Annotated in this window: 17 protein-coding genes; 11 read left to right on the forward strand and 6 right to left on the reverse strand. The window is 61.5% G+C overall.

What is annotated here, in order from left to right; translation table 11 throughout:
- Positions 1 to 157: 157 nt before the first annotated feature.
- Together BM416_RS15460 and BM416_RS15465 are read right to left on the reverse strand one after the other, a co-directional pair.
- Entirely contained in the window at positions 158 to 2,143 is a 1,986-nt protein-coding gene (locus tag BM416_RS15460) for a hypothetical protein (protein WP_092488624.1), read from the reverse strand.
- 144 nt (positions 2,144 to 2,287) lie between these two features.
- On the reverse strand, positions 2,288 to 4,240 hold the full coding sequence (locus BM416_RS15465; protein ID WP_092488625.1) for a hypothetical protein: 1,953 nt from the start codon (positions 4,238 to 4,240) through the stop codon (positions 2,288 to 2,290).
- A 244-nt stretch (positions 4,241 to 4,484) separates the two neighbouring features.
- Here BM416_RS15465 and BM416_RS15470 point away from each other — a divergent pair, with 244 nt between their 5' ends.
- From BM416_RS15470 to BM416_RS15490, 5 genes are all read left to right on the forward strand, one after another.
- Positions 4,485 to 5,504, forward strand: a complete 1,020-nt coding sequence (locus tag BM416_RS15470; protein ID WP_092488626.1) for a LacI family DNA-binding transcriptional regulator — start codon at positions 4,485 to 4,487, stop codon at positions 5,502 to 5,504.
- A gap of 61 nt (positions 5,505 to 5,565) precedes the next feature.
- Positions 5,566 to 6,348: a sugar phosphate isomerase/epimerase family protein gene (locus BM416_RS15475; protein WP_092488627.1), complete on the forward strand. Its 783-nt coding sequence runs from the start codon at positions 5,566 to 5,568 to the stop codon at positions 6,346 to 6,348.
- The gene (locus BM416_RS15480) at positions 6,341 to 7,282 is read left to right on the forward strand and encodes a sugar kinase (protein WP_092488628.1); all 942 of its coding nucleotides are present in this window, start codon (positions 6,341 to 6,343) and stop codon (positions 7,280 to 7,282) included. Before BM416_RS15475 ends, BM416_RS15480 begins: the two co-directional genes overlap by 8 nt.
- Positions 7,283 to 7,327: 45 nt before the next feature.
- Complete coding sequence (locus BM416_RS15485; RefSeq protein WP_065927874.1) at positions 7,328 to 8,626, forward strand: MFS transporter; 1,299 nt, start codon at positions 7,328 to 7,330, stop codon at positions 8,624 to 8,626.
- The gene (locus BM416_RS15490) at positions 8,623 to 9,600 is read left to right on the forward strand and encodes a 2-hydroxyacid dehydrogenase (RefSeq protein WP_092488629.1); all 978 of its coding nucleotides are present in this window, start codon (positions 8,623 to 8,625) and stop codon (positions 9,598 to 9,600) included. The genes BM416_RS15485 and BM416_RS15490 overlap by 4 nt, the downstream gene beginning before the upstream one ends.
- A 136-nt stretch (positions 9,601 to 9,736) precedes the next feature.
- Here BM416_RS15490 and BM416_RS15495 read toward each other — a convergent pair whose 3' ends face one another.
- Complete coding sequence (locus BM416_RS15495; protein WP_092488630.1) at positions 9,737 to 11,362, reverse strand: methyl-accepting chemotaxis protein; 1,626 nt, start codon at positions 11,360 to 11,362, stop codon at positions 9,737 to 9,739.
- A 232-nt stretch (positions 11,363 to 11,594) separates the two neighbouring features.
- On the opposite strand from BM416_RS15495, the gene BM416_RS15500 reads away from it, so the two are divergent.
- The 3 genes from BM416_RS15500 to BM416_RS15510 are packed head-to-tail and all read left to right on the forward strand — an operon-like array spanning position 11,595 to position 14,056.
- Positions 11,595 to 13,022, forward strand: coding sequence for a nucleobase:cation symporter-2 family protein (locus BM416_RS15500; protein ID WP_027606435.1), 1,428 nt, complete (start codon positions 11,595 to 11,597; stop codon positions 13,020 to 13,022).
- Positions 13,023 to 13,035: 13 nt separating this feature from the next.
- A complete protein-coding gene (locus BM416_RS15505) occupies positions 13,036 to 13,497 on the forward strand; it encodes an LEA/WHy family protein (RefSeq protein WP_092488631.1) in 462 nt (153 codons plus the stop codon).
- A 7-nt stretch (positions 13,498 to 13,504) separates the two neighbouring features.
- Complete coding sequence (locus tag BM416_RS15510) at positions 13,505 to 14,056, forward strand: GNAT family N-acetyltransferase (RefSeq protein WP_092488632.1); 552 nt, start codon at positions 13,505 to 13,507, stop codon at positions 14,054 to 14,056.
- 27 nt (positions 14,057 to 14,083) lie between these two features.
- Here BM416_RS15510 and BM416_RS15515 read toward each other — a convergent pair whose 3' ends face one another.
- Entirely contained in the window at positions 14,084 to 15,010 is a 927-nt protein-coding gene (locus BM416_RS15515) for a carbon-nitrogen hydrolase family protein (protein WP_092488633.1), read from the reverse strand.
- Between the two features lie 91 nt (positions 15,011 to 15,101).
- Between BM416_RS15515 and BM416_RS15520 the strand changes: the two genes are divergently transcribed.
- Entirely contained in the window at positions 15,102 to 16,022 is a 921-nt protein-coding gene (locus BM416_RS15520; protein WP_092488720.1) for a LysR family transcriptional regulator, read from the forward strand.
- Here BM416_RS15520 and BM416_RS15525 read toward each other — a convergent pair.
- The gene (locus BM416_RS15525; RefSeq protein WP_053135090.1) at positions 15,994 to 16,248 is read right to left on the reverse strand and encodes a hypothetical protein; all 255 of its coding nucleotides are present in this window, start codon (positions 16,246 to 16,248) and stop codon (positions 15,994 to 15,996) included. The two genes, BM416_RS15520 and BM416_RS15525, sit on opposite strands and share 29 nt — an antisense overlap.
- Positions 16,249 to 16,412: 164 nt before the next feature.
- Between BM416_RS15525 and BM416_RS15530 the strand changes: the two genes are divergently transcribed.
- Entirely contained in the window at positions 16,413 to 16,733 is a 321-nt protein-coding gene (locus BM416_RS15530; protein ID WP_032887039.1) for an ElaB/YgaM/YqjD family protein, read from the forward strand.
- A gap of 155 nt (positions 16,734 to 16,888) precedes the next feature.
- On the opposite strand, the gene BM416_RS15535 is transcribed toward BM416_RS15530, so the two are convergent.
- Positions 16,889 to 17,923 carry an Ldh family oxidoreductase gene (locus tag BM416_RS15535; protein WP_092488634.1) on the reverse strand — a complete coding sequence of 345 codons (1,035 nt, stop codon included), beginning with the start codon at positions 17,921 to 17,923 and terminating at the stop codon, positions 16,889 to 16,891.
- A gap of 180 nt (positions 17,924 to 18,103) precedes the next feature.
- Between BM416_RS15535 and BM416_RS15540 the strand changes: the two genes are divergently transcribed.
- Complete coding sequence (locus BM416_RS15540) at positions 18,104 to 23,263, forward strand: dermonecrotic toxin domain-containing protein (RefSeq protein ID WP_092488635.1); 5,160 nt, start codon at positions 18,104 to 18,106, stop codon at positions 23,261 to 23,263.
- Positions 23,264 to 23,277: the final 14 nt, after the last annotated feature.

The raw sequence follows: 23,277 nt of genomic DNA on the forward strand, positions 1-23,277 counted from the left end.
TGGAGCCAGGCCACTTAAGGCCGCAAAACTACAGATTGGAATTACCTGCATATGTAGGACTAATCCCAATCTATCTGTATGAATGAATGCTTGCCCCATGAGCGTGTGCACTGGGATATTGGAACCGAGGGGTGCGCAAACACCCCCCGTAGACTTTTTAGGCCACGCCATCCTCTTGGGTGGTAGGGGGTTGATTTTCGCAGAACACGCCATTCAAGTCCGTGAACCGAGTGCGGGTCCACGCTCTCACGGAGGGTTGATCTCCCTCTCCGGGGATGGGAACGAAGTAGTGAAAGTCCGCCGAGTTCCGGACCGCCGGCCGTATGACAGCATAGGGGACAGTTATAGTGAATCCGTTGGCCACCATGTCTGGCGTCAATGGCGGCGAGTGGATCGTCGTGGTCTCGCCCAGCTGGTTATCGCCGGTGATATCGCTGAACACCCGCACCTCACAGCGGATCACCATAAACTCCCTGAAGTAAGTCATATTTCCGGGAACCCTGACAGTGCCCGCAAACGTCGTGCGATGGAGATCGGTACACGACCAGAATGTCGTCGCCTTGGAAAAGGTTGCCTGCTCCAGTACGACCTTATTGGCATTGACAACCACCGGCTGTGGCGCAGAGCGCTGGATGTTGTCGTTGGTCGCCCACTCCAGCGTGTAGAAGACGTTGACTATACCGTTACCGACAGCACGAATTATCGACCAGGGTGCGCTCATTGAAACCGTATCCCCCGGGCCTTCGGTCGTGATCGGCACAACGCCGAATGCATATTCAGAACTGCCCCAATACCCCCTCAGCACCGTGCCTGGCGCCGGGATAGGCGTGTCCCACAGTACGATTTCAACCGTAGCTGCCTTCTCGAAGTCATCTTCGGTCAGCTGGTTTTCCGCGTCTGGATCAGAGCCGTAGACCAGCACGGGATTGAGCAGCGGATTCTCCGGGTCGGTTCCAGGCGTGGGACCTGGCGCGGAAAAATCAATTTTGATGTCATGGGTAGGCGCATCGAATGGACTGCCGTTACGGTCGATAAAATAATCAATCGAGGTATCCAGTTCACCTGTGTTCGTACCGTAATGGGCCAGAAGCGCGGTCCTGCTGACGGGAAGCATTAACGGAAAGGGCAGATAAAAATTAACCGCGAAACGCTGTGGCGGCTGGCTACCGAGCGTCAGTTCGATTACATCGATCATCGGCAGATTGTTGGCATATTCGGGAATAGCGACGTAAACCCCGGTCGGCTCATAAAGGTCCTGCAAATCAAGCAGGCCATCATCAGGCAGAAGCGCCAAAGGTACATACGCTTCCAAGGGCTCTGGTTCAGGGGTCAGATTCAACTTAACGCGCGCAGGGGATGAGTCTTTGCTGATGTTGCCGGCGAGATCGATCAATTGGTAAAACAGGTAGTTGAGTCCCGCGCGGTTGCCGATAATCAACGCCCACGGCACGGTAAAACTCAACGCGGCGGTTATGGGATAGGTGTCAATCGGCTCAGACAATTGTGAAGAGAAGTCGGAAGAAAAATACACGGCGATGCTAACGCCCAACTCGGCACCACCCGGAGCATCCGGAAAGGTGCACACCATACCGTCCGGGTTGTCTTCAATATGTTGCTCAGTGATTTCATCTGTCAAATAGCCCGGAAAACTGGGCGCAGGCGGATAGTTGGGGCGTAGAGGCTCGGTTCGGTCGACCTCCAAGGGCGCCCCCACCATCAGCGGCGTGGGGGATGCGCCTTCATAAAGGATGTAGCCGATCTCATGCTGCCCTTCCGTCAACCGGGAGACAGGCATGTCCCGGATAAAGGGTTCGTCAATAGGCTGGCGATCAGGGAATGTGGGGGTTCGAAACTGCACGCTATACATCGCCGCCCCCCAATTCGTGGAGCCTTTGCCGCGCATATGTATGTCGAGTCGGGTGGTTGCCGGATCAAGATCTTCTTCCTCCGCCAACTCTGAAATATCAAACGTTACAGGAAGCGGTTTTCTCGCATTGATCTCCAAAATCAACCCGTTTTCATTCAGGGAGTCAAAGGTAGGCAGAGGCAGCGCCAAGCCCCCTGCTCTACGCCGGGACAAGAGTTCTTTATTAACCTCGCGCGATTGAATGGCAGCCTTCTGCTTTTTACTTAACGTTGTCATCTGTATTCTCCTTTTGCACTTGAAGTCACTCTTACAGCCGGATAAACCATTGCCTCACATGACACTCATCAAGTCGCACAGCTGCTTCATCGCCACCACCAAACGCCGCAATTTATATCAGCCATCACTTTAAAGTGCCCTACACTACTTGCCCGCCGAATCCTCTCCGTCCGGACCACAGTAACTCCCCCCCGAATACTTCTGATCAATCTTCGCGTAGCGTATTCTTGACGAGCCTATGATTCTTTTCTTACGCCACAAGGTATACATGACGGACACCGAGCTCCCCGGACTGTTGGGGTCCGGTGACCTGATCGGTTTGATTTTTTCTTCATAGTTGGACTGTTCGAACGTATATCCCTGTTCAGCCTGCTCCGCGGTCAAGCGGTGCGTCAGGGTGTCCGCAGTCGAAGTAATGACCTTGCCACCCCCTCCAAACTCTTCATAGCCCTGCCATTTCACCACAAGATCATCATCTTTCCTGAAGGCGCCCTCAGGAAGAATCCGAATGGGAATGTGATCCCACATCGCCGGGCTGGAGCCACAGTTAATAAACATGTTGTCATTGGCGCTGGGGTACTCGACACGCTGAAAGACCAAGGGAGGCACTACATCGACATTGACTTCAGTAAAGTTGGAAAGCTGTTCATTAACGCCATTAAATGTCGTGTAGTACACCTGCATCTTTTCCTCATTGCCGGCACCGACAATAACTTCCCACGGAATATCACTGAACTCCACGCGCACGCCCTCTGCATCACCCTTATCGGTATCGACGACATAACGCGCAATCGGGTTATCCATGTTGGGAAAGTCCCCCCAATACAATTCCAATACTTCGCCGGTGCGCGGGTGGTGATACAGCGGGACACTGGCATACACGCGCTTGCCCTCGTCACGACTATCAATGTGGTTTTCAGTCATGGAGCCTTCACCCCATACCGTTACCCTGGGCAGGTTAAGGTTGAGCAGTGCGGGGGCATCGAGATGGTCCTGCCCCGCGACTCGGAAGTCCCAGCGGATCAATGCCGGCGGGCTGGGCGGGGTGGGCGTGTCGCTACCGGACCGGGTAATGGTGTAAGTGGCCACGCCTTCTGCGAGTCCCAGGCCATCCTCTATCAACCTGGGCCACGGGATGACGACATCGAAAGGCAACTCGGAGACCGGCTCGCGGGTAAGCACGGTTTTCCCCCATCGGACTGTGACCCGGTCACCGGCTTGCCAATTGTCGTATTGCACCTTGGCGACTACGCCGATCCGAGCGTCATGCCGATTGATCAGGCCGCTCGCCATCGCAGGAATGACAAGGGGCTGCAGATCAGACGGAACCGCCGACAACTGGACTTCCACAGGCGACTGCTCAGACCTGGGGCCGCGGTTGCCGGAGCGGTCTTGAAGCCGGATATGAACGTACTGAGTACCGTTGGGGTACAGGCGAAACAAATCCCCAGGCACAGGGAGGACAAGGGGCGTGTCTTCGAAGGGAAACTCTACATAGCCACTCGGCGCAGCGTCCGGTGGCGGGTTTTGGTCCGTAATCCAGTAATAGATCCTGTCCCAGGATCGACGACCGTTGTAGGGCGGCACTACCAGGTCAACGGTCGGATGCGTGGCCAGATAGCCTTCATCAATCAACCCCACCGGAAAAGCCGGGGACGGAGGGGTAACGTTATTGTTGGGTGGGCTCCGATCAAGCACCAGGGTCCGGAACTCCGACGTAGTCGGTAGACCGCCTTCATCAGTGATCCGATAAGCCAAGCGGACTGTGCCGTCGTTCTCCAGATAGTCTCGCGGCACACTGATCGAAAAAGGGAACTCCTTGGTAATCGGGCCATCCCACCGCTCCCTGAACGGCGGGACACCCTCACCGCCACTGCGCGACCAAACGATTTCGACAATATTGAACTCACCGGCTTGCGCAGCATCGTCCCACAGTTCCGGGATCACCACTTCCAGGTCGCTGTCGAGATATTGGTGAGGGATATACCCCTCCACGATCGGAGGGACAACATCGTCCAGAATGGGCACCCGAATATCGGCCAAACGCAAAATGCCGTTATGCAGCCGCCTACTTCCGGGGGTTTTATCAGCACTCATCGGAGCCTCCCGTCATACCCATGTCGCACACCGCCACGGCGCGTCTGGCACTCATTAAACGCTCAATGCCTGGCGTGGAATACTGTCAGAACTAACAGGTGGGTATCGCCACTTGTCGGATATCCAGCGATACCGAGGGCATGAGACGCTTGACGAAATGAGCGAGTTGATGTCTTCTGAAACCGGTTTCAGCCTGCCAAACCACGGCTGGAACCGACTCATCCAATAAGAAAGGCCCGCGACCGTGACTCCTTTTTCCGCCGCCCAGCGCACCCGCGTCACCATGCTCGACGTCGCCCAGCACGCCGGCGTCTCCAAGGCCAGTGTGTCGCGCTTTATCGGCGACGACCGCGCCCTGCTCTCCGATGCCATCGCCCTGCGCATCGAACACGCCATCGAACAGCTCGGCTACCGCCCCAACCAGATGGCCCGCGGATTGAAACGTGGCCGCACGCGCCTGATCGGCATGCTGGTGGCCGATATCCGCAACCCCTACTCCATTGCCGTGATGCACGGCGTCGAAACCGCCTGCCGCCGGCATGGCTACAGCCTGGTGGTGTGCAACACCGACCGCGATGACGAGCAGGAGCGCCAGCATTTGGCGGCGCTGCGCTCGTACAACATCGAAGGGCTGATCGTGAACACCCTCGGCCATCACCTCGACCAATTGCTGGAACTGCAACGGGAAATGCCCCTGGTGCTGGTGGACCGCAAGGTCGAGCCGCTGCACAGCGACCTGGTGGGGCTGGATAACCCGGCGGCGGTGCGCATGGCGGTGGAACACCTGGAACAGCAGGGTTACCGCGATGTATTGCTGGTGAGCGAAGCCTGCGATGGCACCAGTTCACGGCAGGAACGCCTGGACAGCTTCAAGGGCGAAATCGCCCGGCGCCCGGCGCTGACCGGCGCGGTGCTGGCGCTCGATGACGGGCTGGAACAACGCCTGCAAGCCTTTCTTGCCAAATCCGGCCCCAAGGCGGTGTTCTGTGCCAACGGCGTTGCCACACTGGCCTGTACCCGTGCGCTCAAGGCGCTGGACTGCAATCTGTTCGACGACGTGGGGCTGATCGCCCTGGATGACCTGGACTGGTACCCGCTGGTGGGCAACGGCATCACCGCCCTCGCCCAACCCACCGAAGCGATTGGCGCCAGTGCGTTCGACTGCCTGCTCAAGCGCCTGCGCGGTGACACCGAACCGAACCGCACCCTGGACTTTTTGCCCCAGTTGATCATTCGAGGTTCGACCCAGCCTCCTTACACGTAGCAGAGTCGATTCAACCTTTTATAACGTGAAAAAATGAAACCGGTTTCAGAGGTAAACAACAATGCACAAATACCCCGTTTCCATCAGCCTTTCCAGCTACGGCGCCGACCTGGTCCGCCAGCAAGGCCAATTGAGTTTTGTCGAGCTGCTGGCCGCCGCCGGTGCCCAGCGCATCGAATGGCGCGAAGAACTGCTGACCGTTGAGCAACCCGCCGAATTGGCCCAGGCCGCCGCCGCACAGGGCCTGGAGTGCGTGTTCTCATCGCCCCTTGAATTGTGGGTCGCCGGCCGCGCCCAGCCGAATGCCGAACTGAACGCCACCCTCGACCGTGCCCAGGCCTTTGGTGCGCGCTGGCTGAAAGTCTCCCTCGGGTATTTCACCGACACCAACGACCTGGAAAGCCTGCACGCCCTGCTCGCCCGCCACCCGGTCAAGCTCTTGGTGGAAAACGACCAGACCCTGCACGGCGGGCGCATTGAGCCGATGCAGCGCTTCTTCACTGAAGTCGAGCGCCTGGGCCTGCCGGTGAAGATGACCTTCGATATCGGCAACTGGCAGTGGCAGGACCAATCCGCGTTGACCGCCGCACGCCTGCTGGGCCGGCACGTCGACTACCTGCACTGCAAGGCCGTGGCGCGCCGCGCAGACGGCAAGCTGGTAGCGCTGCCGCCCGGCGCCACCGACCTGCATCTGTGGGAACAACTGCTCAAGCACATGACTCAAGGCATTACACGGGCGGTGGAATTCCCGTTGCAGGGCGATGACCTGGTCGACGTCACCGCGCAACAGGTGGCTGCCCTCGCCCTCCTTGGCCAACCCCGTGGGGAGAATGCCCATGTCTGAGATCGATATCCTCTCGTTTGGCGAAACCATGGCGATGTTTGTCGCCGAGCAGACCGGCGACCTGGCCCAGGTGGCGCAGTTTCACAAACGCATTGCCGGCGCCGACAGTAATGTCGCCATCGGCCTGTCGCGCCTGGGTTTCAACGTCGCCTGGCTGAGCCGGGTGGGCGATGATTCCCTCGGGCGCTTTGTGGTCGACACGCTGAAAAAAGAAGGCCTGGATTGCCGGCATGTGGCGGTCGATCCGCTGCACCCCACCGGTTTTCAGCTCAAGTCCCGCGAAGAAGCCGGCGATGACCCGCAGGTGGAGTACTTCCGCAAGGGCTCGGCCGCCAGTCAGTTGTCCGTGGCCGCCATCAGCCCTGCGCTGCTGCAGGCCCGCCATCTGCATGCCACCGGTATTCCGCCGGCCTTGTCCGAGGCCACCCGCGAGCTGTCCCGCGAGTTGATGACCCAGATGCGCAAAGCCGGGCGCAGCGTGTCGTTCGACCCGAACCTGCGCCCCTCGCTGTGGGCCAGCCAGGAACAGATGATCGACGAAATCAACGCCCTCGCCAGCCTCGCCGACTGGGTCTTGCCGGGCCTGGGCGAAGGCCGTCTGCTCACCGGTTTCGACGACCCGGCGGATATTGCCGCGTTCTACCTCGACCAGGGCGCCGAAGCCGTGGCGATCAAGCTCGGCCCGGACGGCGCCTACTTCCGCACCCAGCTGGACCAGGGGTTCGTCGCTGCCGTGCCCGTGGACAAGGTGGTGGACACCGTTGGCGCCGGCGATGGCTTTGCCGTGGGCATGATCAGCGCCCTGCTGGAAAACCTCAGCTTCCCCGAGGCGGTGCAACGCGGCAACTGGATCGGCAGCCGCGCCGTGCAAAGCCGCGGCGATATGGAAGGCTTGCCCACCCGCTCCGAATTACCCACCCGATCCGTCGCTTGACCCACACCCTGTTGCCACAACTACAACAAGCTCAGGAGCAACCTTATGGACACCGTGAAACTCGCCACCCGTCGTTGGTGGTACATCATGCCCATCGTCTTTATCACCTACAGCCTGGCGTACCTGGACCGCGCCAACTACGGCTTTGCCGCCGCCTCCGGGATGGCCGAGGACCTGATGATCACCCCCGGCATGTCGTCATTGCTGGGGGCACTGTTTTTCCTTGGCTACTTCTTCTTCCAGGTGCCAGGCGCCATCTATGCGCAAAAGCGCAGCGTCAAGAAGCTGATTTTCGTCAGCCTGATCCTCTGGGGCGGGTTGGCCACCCTGACCGGCGTGGTGTCCAACGCCTACATGCTGATCGTCATTCGCTTCATGCTCGGCGTGGTCGAGGCCGCCGTGATGCCGGCCATGCTGGTGTACCTGTGCCACTGGTTCACCCGTGCCGAACGCTCGCGGGCCAATACCTTCCTGATCCTCGGCAACCCGGTGACCATGCTGTGGATGTCGGTGGTGTCCGGCTACCTGGTGCAGCATTTCAGCTGGCGCTGGATGTTTATCATCGAAGGCCTGCCGGCGGTGCTGTGGGCGTTTATCTGGTGGAAACTGGCGGATGAAAAACCCGCAGACGCCAAGTGGCTGAGCGAACAGCACAAAAAAGACCTGGAAAGCGCGCTGGCCGCCGAACAGGTCGGTATCAAGGCGGTGAAGAATTACGCCGAAGCGTTCCGTTCGCCCAAGGTGATCATCCTGGCGCTGCAGTTTTTCTGCTGGAGCATCGGCGTGTACGGCTTCGTCTTGTGGCTGCCGTCAATCCTCAAGAAAGGCCTGCAGATGGACATGGTCGAAGCCGGCTGGCTCTCGGCCCTGCCCTATCTCGCTGCCGTGATCGCCATGCTGGCGGTGTCGTGGGGCTCGGACAAACTGCAAAAGCGCAAGCGCTTCGTATGGCCGCCGCTGCTGGTTGCCTCCATCGCGTTCTACGCTTCCTACGCCCTGGGCGCCGAACATTTCTGGTGGTCCTACACCCTGCTGGTGATTGCCGGAGCCTGCATGTATGCGCCGTACGGGCCGTTTTTTGCCATCGTCCCGGAAATCCTCCCCGCCAACGTCGCCGGTGGCGCCATGGCGCTGATCAACAGCATGGGCGCCCTCGGCTCGTTCGGCGGCTCGTACCTGGTGGGTTACCTCAATAGCAGCACCGGCTCGCCCGGCGCCTCGTACCTGCTGATGAGCGGCGCGCTGATGCTGTCGGTGGTGCTGACGATTTTCCTCAAGCCCGGCGCCAGTGACCGTGAGCGCGCGCCCATCTCGACCCTCGAATTGAAGGTGAAAACCCCATGAAAAAGTCTGTGGTTCTGTACAAGAAGCTCTCCGCACCGTTGATGGCGCGCCTGCATGAACAGTGCGACGTCACCCTGATAGACGCACTGGACGAGACCGGCCTGGCCAAGCTGCGCGATGCACTGCCCACCGCCCACGGCCTGCTGGGTGCCAGCCTGCGCCTGGATGCCGGGTTGCTCGACCTCGCGCCGCAACTGGAAGCCGTGGCCAGCGTGTCCGTGGGGGTCGACAACTACGCTATCGACTACCTGACCCGGCGCGGCATCCTGCTCAGCAACACCCCGGACGTGCTCACCGAAACCACCGCCGACACCGGCTTCGCGCTGATCCTGGCCACCGCCCGCCGTGTGGTCGAGCTGGCCGACATGGTGCGTGCCGGCCAGTGGAACAAGAATATCGGCCCGTCACACTTCGGCAGCGACGTGCATGGCAAGACCCTGGGCATCATCGGCATGGGCCGCATCGGCGAAGCCTTGGCCCAGCGCGGGCATTTCGGTTTTGGCATGCCGGTGCTCTACCACAGCCATTCGCCCAAACCCGCGGTGGAACAGCGCTTTGGTGCGCAGTACCGCAGCCTTAACGATTTGCTGCAACAAGCCGATTTTGTCTGCCTGACCCTGCCGCTCACGGCTGAAACCGAGAAGCTGATCGGCGCCGAGCAGTTTGCGCTGATGGGCCCGCAGACGATCTTTATCAATATCTCGCGGGGCAAAGTGGTGGACGAGGCCGCGCTGGTGGAGGCCTTGCAGCAACGCACCATTCGAGCGGCGGGGTTGGATGTGTTCGAAAAGGAACCGCTCGATCACGGCTCACCGTTGCTGCGTCTGAACAACGTGGTGGCGACGCCGCATATCGGCTCGGCGACCCATGAGACGCGGGAGGCGATGGCCAAGTGTGCGGTGGACAATCTGTTGCAGGCGTTGGCGGGTGAAAAACCCAAGAATCTGGTGAACCCAGGGGCCTGGAAGCAATAGCTTCTGACACCACACAGAACACATGTGGGAGGGGGCTTGCCCCCGATAGCGATGGATCAGTTATAGATAAGTTGACTGTCACTCCGCCATCGGGGGCAAGCCCCCTCCCACATTTGATTGCATTGCAAAAAGTGGGTCAGATAACGAACCTGGCCACCATCCCATTCAAATCCACCGCCAGGCGCGACAGCTCGTGGCTGGCGGCACTGGTCTGGTTGGCACCCGCCGCCGACTGGGTCGCCAGGTCGCGGATGTTGACCAGGTTGCGGTCCACTTCGCGGGAGACCTGGGCCTGTTCTTCCGACGCGCTGGCGATCACCAGGTTGCGTTCGTTGATCAGGCTGATGGACTGGGTGATCTGCTCCAGGGCCACACCGGCGGCGCGGGCCATTTCCAGGGTGTCCTGGGTGCGCTGGTTGCTCTGTTGCATCGACTGCACCGCTTCACCGGTGCCGTTCTGGATGCCGGCGACCATCTTCTCGATTTCCTGGGTCGACTGCGCCGTGCGATGGGCCAGGGCCCGCACCTCATCCGCGACCACCGCAAAGCCGCGTCCGGCTTCACCGGCGCGGGCCGCTTCGATGGCGGCGTTGAGCGCCAGCAGGTTGGTCTGCTCGGCAATCGCGCGGATCACGTCCAGCACCTTGCCGATGTCACGGCCCTGGGTGGCCAGGCCTTCGATCATCGCGGCAGTGTTTTGGACGTCCTGGGTCATGGTCTGGATCGCGCCGACGGTCTCCATCACCCGGTCGCGACCCGACCGCGCGGCCTGGTTGGACTGGTTGGAGGCCTCGGAGGTGGACACCGCATTGCGTGCTACTTCTTCCACCGCCGCGGTCATCTCGTTGACCGCCGTGGCGGCCTGGTCGATTTCATTGTTCTGTTGCTGCAGGCCCCGGGACGCTTCCTCGGTCACGGCGCTCAACTCCGTCGCCGCCGAGGCCAACTGCGTGGCCGAGCCGGCGATATGCTGGATGGTCTGGCGCAGGTTGGTTTGCATGGTCGACAAGGCGCTGATCAGACGCGCGGGTTCATCGTTGCCATTATCTTCAATGACCGTGGTCAGGTTGCCACCGGCGATGGTTTCAGCCACCTGAACGGCTTTGCGCAACGGTGTGACAATGCTGCGGGTCAGCAGCCAGGCCAGCAGCACCGTCAGCAGTGCAGCGCTGACCGAGACCACGATAATCCCGGTGATGGCGCTGGTGTAACTGTGCCCTGCCGCGTCGCTGGCTTGCTTGGCGTTGGCGGCATTGATCGCAATCAGCTTGTTCAACTGCTCGCCCATCTGATCGGTGCCTTCCTTGATCCGGGTATTGATCAGGGTGCGCATCTGCTCGACGTCGCCTTGCTTGGACAGCGCCAGCATGTCCGCCTGGGCCTTGAAGTAGTTATCCAGGGTGCTGACAAACGTCTTGTACAACGCAGCTTCCTCCGTACCGGCGGGTAATGCCGCGTAGCCGGCCTGGGCCGTCTTGACCTTGTCGACCAGCACGCCGATACGGGTTTCGGCTTCCTGCAGGCCGGCCGGCTCGCGGTTGACCAGCACCCGAAATGACAGGATACGCATGCGCAGGACGTTCTCCGTCATCTGGCCCAGGTACGTCACGCTGGGCAGCTGGTTACTGCTCATGTCCACCGAGGCCTGGCGGATCAACGTCATGCGGTTGGCCGCAAACCCACCCAACACCACCACTAACAGGGCGATGAAGGCGAAACCGAGGGAAGCGCGAGGGGCGATATTCAGGTGACGGAGCGACATAAGGGCGATCTCGAAATAGAGTGGCGGCGCGCGTCCATGCCACGAAACGATCAGCCAGCGTCAACGCACTGCCTGACACCGGCCATCACTGTTGTTTTTGATAGATGGGCCTATAAGCAGTATCGGCAGGAGTCGGGGTTTACGCAGGGTCTTTATAAATATTTTTTTACACTTCTGGCGCTCGGAGCTTTCTGGCATCCTGCGCCTCCATTTTCTGACCCGAGCCCTCATTTTGTCTGACGCTCAAGCCCCCCGCCCCCGCTATAAATCCGACCTGATCTACGGCCTGGAGGACCGCCCGCATTTCAGTGCGGCGATATTTGCCGCGCTGCAGCATGTGCTGGCCAGTTTCGTCGGCATCATCACCCCGACGCTGATCGTCGGTGGTGTGCTCGGGCTGGAAAGCGAAGTGCCCTACCTGGTGAGCATGGCGCTGTTTGTCTCGGGGCTCGGCACCTTCGTCCAGGCGCGCACGTTCGGCCCCATTGGTTCGGGGCTGCTGTGCCTGCAAGGCACCAGTTTCTCGTTCATCAGCGTGATTCTCAGTGCGGGGTTCATGGTCAAGGCCCGGGGCGGCGGCACCGATGAGATCCTCTCGACGATCTTTGGCATCTGCTTTTTCGCGGCGTTTATCGAAGTGGTGCTCAGCCAGTTCATCGGCAAGCTGCGCAAACTGATCACCCCGGTGGTGACCGGCACCATCATTACCCTGATGGGCCTGTCGCTGATCAAGGTGGCCGTTACCGACATGGCCGGCGGCTTTGGCGCCAGCGACCTGGGCGCGGCGAGCAACATGGGCCTGGCGGCCCTGGTGCTGCTGACCATCGTGGTGCTCAACCGCTTCAATAACCCGTTCCTGCGCCTGGGTTCGATCGTGATCGGCCTGGCCCTGGGCTTTGTGGTGGCCTGGTACCTGGGCCGCGTCGATATGGCGGCATTACCCCAGGTGCCGCTGATCAGCGTGCCGGTGCCGTTCAAGTACGGTTTCTCGTTCGACTGGGTGGCGTTTATCCCGGTGGCGGTGATCTTCCTGATTTCGCCCCTGGAAGCAGCCGGTGACCTGACGGCCAACTCGATGATTTCCCAACAGCCGGTCAAGGGCCCGCTGTACATCAAGCGCATCAAGTCGGGCCTGTTGGCCGACGGCCTCAATTCGGCGATGGCGGCGACCTTCAACAGCCTGCCGATGGTGACGTTCGCCCAGAACAACGGCGTGATCCAGTTGACCGGCGTGGCCAGCCGCTACGTGGCGTACTTCATTGCCGGCCTGCTGGTGCTGCTGGGGCTGTTCCCGATGATCGGCGCGGTGCTGCAACTGATGCCCAAGCCGGTGCTGGGCGGCGCGACCCTGATCATGTTCGGCACCGTCGCCGTGGCCGGCATCAAGATCCTCGCCGAAGCCGGGCTGCACCGCCGCAATGTGCTGATCGTGGCGATCTCCCTGGGCATGGGCCTGGGCGTGGCCGCCGTGCCGGAAGTGTTGCGCGACCTGCCCAAGGCGCTGCACAACATCTTCGAATCGCCGATCACCGTGGGCGCGTTCTGTGCAATCCTGCTGAACATTTTCCTGCCGGAAGCGTTCATAGAGCTGGAAGAAGATGAATTTGATCCGGAGTCCTCTACCCTCAAAGTCATGCAGGACCCGGACGTCACGAAATAGGAGCACCCTTTGCATGCGCAAGCTCATGGTTCTATCGCTGCTACTGCTGAGCTTGAGCGCCTGTGCGCTGTTCCCCAACCGCGACCCGGTGAATATCAATGTAGTGGGCATCGAGCCGCTGCAAAGCCAGGACCTGGAAGTGCGCTTCGCCGTGAAACTGCGGGTGCAGAACCCCAATGAAACGGCGATCGACTACAACGGCGTGGCCCTCGACCTGGAGGTCAATGGTCGGCCGCTGGCGTCGGGAGTGAGTGACCAGCGCGGCAGCATCCCGCGTTTTTCCGAGACCGTGCTGATGGTGCCGGTCAGCGTTTCGGCGTTTTCCGTGCTGCGCCAGACCTTGGGCCTGAGCCAGACCCAGAGCTTGAACAACCTGCCCTACGTGCTGCGGGGCAAATTGGCGGGCGGACTGTTCGGCACGATGCGCTTTGTGGACCGTGGCACGCTGGACTTGCCGAATACCGCGGCCTGGTAATGACACCATGCAACCGACACTTTTTACCGAACGCCTGATCCTGCGCCCGCTGACCCTGGACGATGCCGAAGGGATCCAGCAGCAATTCGCGCATTGGGACGTGGTGCGTTACCTCAATGCCCTGGTGCCGTGGCCCTACCCGGCCGACGGCGCGCGCACCTACCTGGAGCACATCGCCTTACCCGCCATGGCCCGTGGCGAGGAATGGCATTGGTCCCTGCGCCTGAAAAGCGCGCCTGGACAGTTGATTGGTAACGTCAGCTTGATGGACGAGCAGGATAACAACCGCGGGTTCTGGCTGGGGCCGCAATGGCAGGGGCAAGGGTTGATGGCCGAAGCCAGTGCGGCGGTGACCGACTACTGGTTCGGCGTACTCAAGCGCCCTGTGCTGCGGGTGCCCAAGGCCGCACCCAACCTGGGCTCGCGGCGTATTTCCGAGCGTACGGGCATGCGTTTGATCAGGACGGATGAAGGTGAGTTTGTGGCAGGCACTTTCCCACGGGATATCTGGGAAATGACCCGCGAGGAATGGCTGGAAAACCAATCCTCTAAACGCTGAGGGGCCCTGCCACATTTCCACCGTGTCTCAGTCCGTGATATAGCGCACACCTGGCTTGGCGCGCTCATCCACCACCAGCTCGAACACATCCGGGCGGGCGTAATGCCCCACCACGTCATAGTCATACCGTGCGCGTACCAGGTCATCGGTGTCGATCTGCGCCGTCAGCAGCCCGGCCTCCCCCACCAGTGGCCCGGCGAGGATGTCGCCCATGGGGCCGACAATCACGCTGCCGCCGGCGATCAACGGGCGTTCTGCAGGCCAGTTGGCGACCTCGATGCCCAATGCCTGGGGCGAGGCCTGCACCTGGCAGGCACTGACCACAAAGCAGCGCCCTTCATGCGCCACATGGCGCATGCTCACCTGCCACATCTCGCGCTCATCCACCGTCGGCGCGCACCATACCTCGACGCCCTTGGCGTACATCGCGGTGCGCAACAGCGGCATCATGTTTTCCCAGCACACCGCACCGCCGATACGCCCTACCGCCGCGTCGATCACCGGCAAGGTCGAGCCGTCGCCCTTGCCCCAGATCAGCCGCTCGGTGCCGGTAGGCATCAGTTTGCGGTGCTTGGCCACCAGGCCGCCCGTGGGTTCGACATACAGCACGGTGCAATACAAACTGCTGCCACTGCGCTCGATCACACCCAACACCAGGCTGGCGCCGGTACGTGCCGACAGGCCGGCCAGGGCCTCGGTCTCGGCGCCCGGCACATCGATGGCGTTGGCAAAATAGCGGGCAAAGGCTTCGCGACCTTCGGGCAGTCGATAGCCCAACTGGGTGCCGAATCCTTCACCCTTGGGATAGCCGCCGAGCAGCGCTTCGGGCATCACCACCAATTGCGCGCCGCAGCGCAGGATCTCGTCTTCATAGGCGAGGATTTGCGCCAGGGTGTCGGCCTTGCCGCCAGGCAGGGAACCGATTTGCAGGGCCGCCACAGTAGAAACGGGCATCACGATCACTCCAGATAAGGGGGGTTGCCCATTCTCTCGCCAGGCTCGATCATGAATAAAGCCCACCTCAGTGCTGAATGATATGAGCCAGATGAATATCGCCCAGGTCGACCTGAACCTGCTGAAAACCTTCGAAGCCCTGCACGATGAGTCCAGCGCCAGCCGCGCGGCGTTGCGCCTGGGTGTCACGCAGTCGGCCATCAGTGCAGGCCTGCGACGTCTGCGCGACGTCTATGGTGACCAATTGTTCGTGCGCACCGGCCGTGGCCTGGCGCCGACGCTGCGGGCCAACCAATTGAAACCGGTGATCAGTGAGGCGCTGGCGCGCTGTCGGCAAAGCCTGGCGATGGTCAATCCGGACAACCCGAACTATCACGGCCGCTCGGTGGTGGTGGGCCTGTCCGACGACTTCGAGATCGCCTATGGCCGCCGGCTGATGGATGCCATCGCACAGCGCCTGCCACAGTTGCGGGTAATCTTCCGCCAGACCCACAGCCAGATCGTTGCCGGTGCCCTGCTCGACCGCAGCCTGGACCTGGCGATTACCGCAGGCGGCTTTGCGCAAAGCCGGTTGAGTCGGCAGGTACTGGGAGAGGGGGATTATCGTTGCGTCGTGGACCCACGCAGCCTGGCGCCGGGCCAGGAAAGCCTCAGCCTGGATGAATTTGTCACCCGCGAGCATGTGCTGGTGTCGTCAGGCGGGTTCATCGGCATCACCGACGAAGGGCTGGCGGCCCAGGGCCTGAGCCGCCAGGTCTGCGCCTCGACCAGTCATTTTGCCGCACTGCCGTTTCTGCTCAAGGGCAGCCAGGCGGTGGCGACCATTCCCGGGCATGCGGCGCAGGCCATCGCCGAGATGACTGGCCTGCGGGTCCTGCCCTGCCCGCTGGCGCTGCCGCGCTACCCGGTGGAACTGGGTTGGCGCACCCAGGCCCAGCTTGATCCGATGTTGCTCAAAGTACGCGAAGCGATTGCCGCCGGCTTTACTTCGCCGCCGCCATCAGCTTGTTGACTTCACTGCGCACCATGTTGGAAAACTCCGGCGGCGACATGCCGTCGAGTTCGGCGCGGACCCATTCGGACCACTTGCCCTTGCGCTTGGCGCGCTCACCGAACAACCGCGCGGCTTCGCCCTTGGCTTTGCCCAGGTTGGTTTGCCACAGGTCGTAGAGGCGGGACTTTTCATCTTCCAGCTCGGCGCGTTCGGCGAGGGTCTTGTTGGCGAGATTGAAGCTCATGTTGAAATACCTGCTGCACAAATAGGCGACATCTTACACTGTAGGTCGATTTTTCCGGATTCGGATTTTGTCCGGAATTGCGCCCGAGCAAAAAAACTGCAACTTTTGCCGCCGCCCAGCACTCCATTGTTCACTGTCACATTCACTTGCAAGGAGTCACACCCATGGCCCGCAAAACTGCCGCCCAAGCTGTTGAAGATCAAATCAAGGATCAAGCATTCAGTGAACTGACGGCCCTGATCGAAGAATCGGACAAGCTGCTCAAAAGCAGCGCTGCGCTGGTGGGCGAAGAAGGCGAAACCCTGCGCGAACAGGTCGCCATCAAACTCAAGCAGGCACTGGATTCGGTATCCAACGTGCGCGAGCGTAGCAAGCCAGTAGTCGATGCCACCGAGACCTACATCGGTGGCCATCCATGGCAGACCGTCGCCATCTCCGCAGGCTTCGGCCTGGTGGTTGGCCTGTTGTTGGGTCGCCGTAACTGACATCGTCCGTATAGCGCTATGCGTGCGTAGCAGCTGCCGAGCGCAAGCGAGGCTGCGTCAGGCGCACTGCCGATTCAAGCTCGAGGCGCGGCCGACGCAGCCTCGCTTGCGCTCGGCAGCTGCTACGGAATTGCGCGGAGCGGGATAGACAGCCTCTACGTAGCCCAGTCCCGCAGCTGGTTCAACGCTTCCAGATCCACCTCCACCCCTTCCTCCAACGACTTCGCCCGCGTGCGATGACGTCGATCACCCGGCAAGCGCCGCAACCCCGCCGCATGCATCTGCCGCACCAGTTCCTGGCTGCGCTCGGCGAAGCTTTGCCCGGCGGTTTTGCTCGGATCGATCACAATCAGCAGTTGCCCGGTCCAGGGCGTACGGGCGCCGGGGTGGTCGGCCCAGTTGAACTCGAAGGAAAAGTTCCCCCCCGTCAAGGCCGCCGCCAGCAATTCGACCATCATCGACAACGCCGAGCCCTTGTGCCCGCCAAAGGGCAGCAACGCGCCGCCTTCCAGCACAGCCTTGGGGTCGGTGGTAGGCTGGCCGAGGCTGTCGACCCCCATGCCCGGCGGCAAGCGCTCACCCTTGCGCGCGGCAATCTGCACGTCGCCGTGGGCGATGGCGCTGGTGGCCAGGTCGAACACAATCGGCAAGCCGTCGGCTCGCGGCGCGGCAAAGGCAATGGGGTTGGTGCCGAACAGCGGCCGGTCGGCGCCATGGGGCACCACGCAGGTCATGCTGTTGACCACGCTCAGCGCCACCAACCCGTCTTCGGCGAAGGGTTCGACATCCGGCCACAAGGCCGCGAAGTGATGGGAATTGTGGATCGCCAGCAGTGCGATACCGGCACTGCGGGCCTTATCCACCAGCAGCGCGCGCGCCGCTTCAAGGGCCGGCTGGGCAAATCCGTTGCCGGCGTCTACCCGCACAAAGCCGGACGCCACATCGGTGACCACCGGCACCGCCTTGCCATTGACCCAGCCACTGGCCAACGTGCTGAGGTAACCGGGGATGCGGAAAATGCCGTGGCTATGGGCGCCGTCGCGCTCGGCACTGGCGCAATTGCGCGCCAGGATTGCGGCCACTTCCGGCGCGGTGCCGTGCTTCACGAATACCGCGCTGAGCAACCCCACCAGGTCGTTGAAACCGATGAGGGCTGTGGCGTTGTCGACTACCGGGGACTGGGCAGGCATCTGTAGCTCCGATTTTATAATTGGAAGAGACAACAAGAATCCAGGCCGATGATTAAACAACGCCTGCCGTGCCTGCTGTCAACGGGCGCTTGCGATCTGCACCAGTTATCTACCGCCCTCCACGTGATGCCAGCACCTACTTTGGAGCCTCCTACGCGCCATACCGATGGAGAGTGCAGCATGGCAAACGTCACCCCACCCTATTTTTTCGAAGAATTTTTGCGCCCGGACCGACGCAAGGAACCGACGGAACGGGAGCGTGCACTCGGGTTCACCGTCAAGGACCTTGATTGGTTGAACACGCTGTATTACGCCACTGACGCGATACGCATGGCCCCGACGGAAAACGGCTATCCCATGCGGGTGGAAAGGCTGCTGGTGGGCCTTGCCGGCCAACCTCCCATCCCATTGGCCGGTGCCTTCATGATGAGCCCGACACCTGACGAGGCCAAGGCCGTGCTCTATACGCCCTATGGCGGCCTGGAGCTGTTCGCAAGCCACGCCGGGCTGCTCGATGCACTCGGCGACCGCCTGGCCCAACCACAGCACCGAGCCGACCTGCTGAGTTTTCTGTCGATCGACGAGCGGGATGGGCTTGGGGCGGACACACGACTGACAGTCACCACCGCGGCGATCCAGGGCGCAGTGATGGAGGACCAGCAACGCGTCATCCTCGCGGCCCAGCAGAAAAATGTGCTGGCGATGCTCGCCGAGCTGCGCAAACTCCCCAGCCTGCGCGAGATGCTCGACACCTTGCTCGGCATCATGGCCCGCACCTATTTTCCAGGGGTGAACCAGAGCAACACACGGGTGAACTTTTTCCGCCGTGGGGCCACGGCCGAGGACATGCCCTGGGTCGCCTCCGAACCGCTGCGGGATGCGCTGTTGCGCTTCTATGTGCAGCAGGCCTGGCCCACGGACCAGACCCACACGTATTTCAACATCGGACATGACACCCGTGCCTTCAGCGCCGAGAAACTGGCCCAGGAGCAACAGCGCTGGGACAGCGTGGTCGAACAAACCGCCAGCATTCTTTCGAAGTTATTGAACAGCCTGCTGCAGACCTACTGGAACGAAGACTTCAAGGATGGCCAGTCGCGCGTGCGCTTCTTCAGCCGGGTCATGGCTGACAAGTTTCGCGCCGACCTGTTGTTCAAGCACCAGGCAACGATCCTCAGCAGCGCTGAAAGCCTGCGGCTGCGCACGGTATTCCTTCCGGACCAGGCCGCGCGCAAAGCCTTTGACAGCCAGCTGAGCATCGAGAAGGTGCGGGTGCATGCGCCTTTTCAGCATTACGTCGAGCTGGCCAGCACCCTGATGATCAGCAATGCCAACGCGTACCTCTACACCCAATCCCGTGGCTTGCAGGTACTCGCCGACCTCAAGGACCTCAACGACACCCTGTTGGCCATGCTCAAGACCGCGGGGCACGAAGACGAACTGCTCAATTTCCTGTCCATGGATGAGCGCAGCGTGTTCATCGGCATGGATCAAATCCAGGTGACCGGAACACCTGTCGCCGGCGATGTGTTCCAGGAAACAGTCGAGGACATCGTCGCCAAACAGCTCGGCAACCTTGAGCATGCGCTCGGGCTTTATCGGCGCGGTGCAGGCAACGTCGACCTGGCCGCCCTGCTCGACAGCGCCCTGGACATACGCAACATGCTCGACAGTCGGTTGCTGGAGCAGGAAAGCGACGGGCGCTGGTCCGTCCATCCGATTAGCAGCGGCAATGGCCGACCCTCCACCGTCCAGGCGGAAAAAGCCAGGCTGCACCTGCAACGCCTGCAGGCGGTCGAGGCGGCAATGGCACGGGAGCGCAGCCAACTCCCAACCTTACGCACCCTGGCCGCCCATGCCCTGCAGGTGGAGTTGAGCAGACGAAACCTGGACCTGCAGCCCGAAGACGTCTACATCAATACCTACTCCACCCAGGCCCAGGAGCGCGAGGAGCGCTTGCCCCAGGCGTCTTCGAGCATGGTCGACCATTTTATCGCCCGCCTGGCCAGGCAAGCCGATGCCCTGCGCGCGTCCTACCTCACCTGGTTCTACGGCAAGCGCAGCGCCGGTGCCGCCAACAAACTGAACAACCTGACCCTCGCGACCTTCAACGCGATCATCGACCAGGTAGTGAGCACGTTTGCCCGCAATGACCTGCGCACCTTGCCGAATGTGCTGCTGGAGAATAACCAGGCGCACCTGAGCCAGGGCATGCTGCAAGGCCTGAACGGCGAAGCGCAACTGCGGGCGCTGAACAAGAGCCTGTCGCCCGCCGGCCTGGCGTTGCTGGACAGCACGCTCCAGGCCGACAGCATGACCCGCCTCACCCGCCATGGCTTGAACGGCTTTATCCCGGATGCGTTCGGCCTCACTGTCCGCATCGGCTCGGATGCCACGCCCCACGCCCTGGCCAATTGTTTTGTATTGACCGAACGTGGCGGCCTGGACAACGTGCATTCGGGCATGGCGCTGTTGTGGACGCCCCATGGCGGCTATGAAGCCTTTGCATCGATCAAGGCCCTGCGCGATGACCTGGAGCAACGCCTGCAGGATCCCCGGCGGCGACTGCCCCTGATGGAAAACCTGCGCGTCTCCAAGCGCGTGCCCCATCAGGCCTGTCAGCTGGGCCCACTGCAACGTATCGACGATCACCTGCTGCATAACCGGCAACAGACCTACAGCGACTTTACCCGTGACGAGATCGATCATGTGTTCTCGATGGAACTGAAGGCCGCGCGTTTGCAGACCTGCCTGGACAACCTGATCCGCCGCGCGCCACCGAGCAACCTGCCCAGGGCCATCGCCATCGCGCACGCGCTGGTCCGCCAGCAGGCGCTGCCGGTAGGGCTGGGCATGGCGCCACCCCACGAGCAAATCCTCCACGCCGAACTGCTGGAGCAATACCGCATCAGCGCACCGGACGCACGTGACTACCTGCACAGCATCACGCCGATGCGCAATGAAGCCCGGCGTGTGCTTGCGGAACTGCTCAACGCGCGTTTTCCGGGGCAAGTGGTCAATCCGGATAACGTATTGATACCTGGCCGTATCGACCTGAAAGGCAACACCCAGACCCTCACGGACTTTGCCTTGCGGCACTTGCCCGAACTCAGTGGCGACGCCATACGGCCACGTTCGCGTACCGCCACACCGTTGCCGGCGGCATTGGACGGCAACGCCATCGTGCAGTTGGTTCGCCAGTTGGACTTGAAACGCCTCTACCAGGCCCGGCTCTCCCCCCTTCTCAAGGGCCAGACCGAAGAGGCCCGCGAACGTCGTCGATTGTTCTGCCGGCAATTGCCCTGGCAATTGCTGCAATACGCCCATGGGCAAACCCTCGATGAGCGGCTGTCCGCCTCGGCCTGGAGCTTTATCCAGCAAGCCTTCGACATGCCCGATGCGGTGGCGCGGGCCGCCGTGCGTGGCGCGACCGCGATCGTTCGTCCGCTTGAGTTGATCGCCACCGAGGGCGCGGCGCGGATCAAGGCGCTGGGCTGCTACCTGATCGGGCCGGCCGCCGGCGCCCGCGGCCCCCTGGTCCTGTACGCGCCCTACAGTCCCAGGCATCTATTGCGCGAATACGCGGATGAAGCCGCGCTGCTCCATGAATTCACCACCCCGGGCGCACTGCAGGATTGGATAGTCGGGCAGCTGGACGCGCGCCATCAAGCGACGTACCGCAACTTGCTGGGCGAGCGTTGGAGCCAAGGATTGTCCGAGATTCGTCTTGGCGTATCGCCCATCGGCGGCAACCTGCTGAACCAGTTGTTCGACGACAATAGTGAGATGCTGCTGCGGATGCTGGCCCGCCAGTTCGAGCGATTGGGCAGCGCTCAATGGGACGCGGTCACCAGCCTGTTCAGCGAGGAAATCCCCAAGGGCCTGCAATTGCTGGCCGGCAAGCTTGCCTACCCGCTGGTGGTGTGGCGCAGCTATCAATTGTTCAAGGCCTCCGCTGAAGACCTGCAGCAACATCGCTGGCAACACGCGCTCAAGACCTTTGCCGCCGGGGTGGCTGAGCTGGCCTCATTGCGCAGGGACATGGACAACGCCTTTGCGCCGCCCTCACCCGCTAGGCCGGCCGACCTGGAGCACTGGCTGCAGGCTGCGCCGCCTGCCCCAGGCACCTTGACCGACCTGGACCTGACCGCTCCCGGGCGTACCCATTTGCAAGCGTTTGAAAACCATGGGGTGGCCTTGGCTGATTTGAAGCAAACCTCGCCCGACAGCCCTTACCAGGATGAGGCTGGCAGCCGCAATTTTGTGGCGGTGGCGGGCAAGGTCTACCCGGTGAAAAAAGCCGGGCAACGCTGGCGCCTGAGCAACGGCGAGTTGCACGGCCCTTATGTACAACACCATGCCCAGGGCGGCTGGACACTGGACCTGGATCGACATCATCCACGCTACGGAAAAACCTTGAGTCGTTACACAGGCAGGGTGCAAACACGGGCGGCCGAGCGCGATGCGATCAATATCGAAGCGGCGGGCATGCGGGAAATTGCGGCGTTGTCGAGTTGGAAAGCCCAGTGCATCGATGAAGCCCTCAATGTCGCGACGTACTATGCGGTCAACTGCAAGCGCAACCTCCTGCACTTTGCCATGCACCTGGACCCCAACGGCCGCGCGGGGCGGTTTTTCAGTGAGTTGTTCGGCGTGGTCACGCTGACCTCCGACCAAGTGCAAAGAGTCGAGCGGCGCGTCGACGAACTGCTCGATGAGTTGACCAATCACACGCTGATCGGTCCCGACTCACAGCGTTTTGTCGCCGGCACCCATCGCTATAGCCCACACGACACGTTTGCCTTCGTGCTGCCCAATGACACGGAGCAGAAAATCTATTTGCTCGATCGCTTCTTCGACCCGCACATGGATATCTACCAAAACCGTCTGAACACGCCCTTCAACCTCTCTGCCCATGCACGGGCAACGGTGCTGATTCACGAAATCACCCACATCAAATCCTTGACCGAAGACCTGGCCTACCTGGACAGCATGCGGCCGTTCCACGACCTGATTAATGTCAGCATCCGCGGCGCCAGGCCGATGCAGACCGACCTGGCCGACTTGCGTGAGACCGCCTTGTCCACCCTCACGCCCGCCGCCCTGCTGTTCAAGACCTGGGACGATTTTTCCCAGGAATGGGAAGACTTCGGCAGCAACCGCGGGACCACGCCGGCCAAGGACAAGGTGCTGAGCACCACCGGCACCCGCTCCCTCAGTGATGCCCGCGCCATCTTCATGAGCGACGCCGATAAACGTATCGATACCATTCTGGCGAATGCCGACTCGGTGACCTACATGATCAGCCAACTCGGCCGGGAACTGGATGCGGGAGCCTGAACAGGCTCCCGGCG

The organism is Pseudomonas sp. NFACC42-2 (assembly GCF_900116055.1).
GTDB lineage: Bacteria > Pseudomonadota > Gammaproteobacteria > Pseudomonadales > Pseudomonadaceae > Aquipseudomonas > Aquipseudomonas marginalis.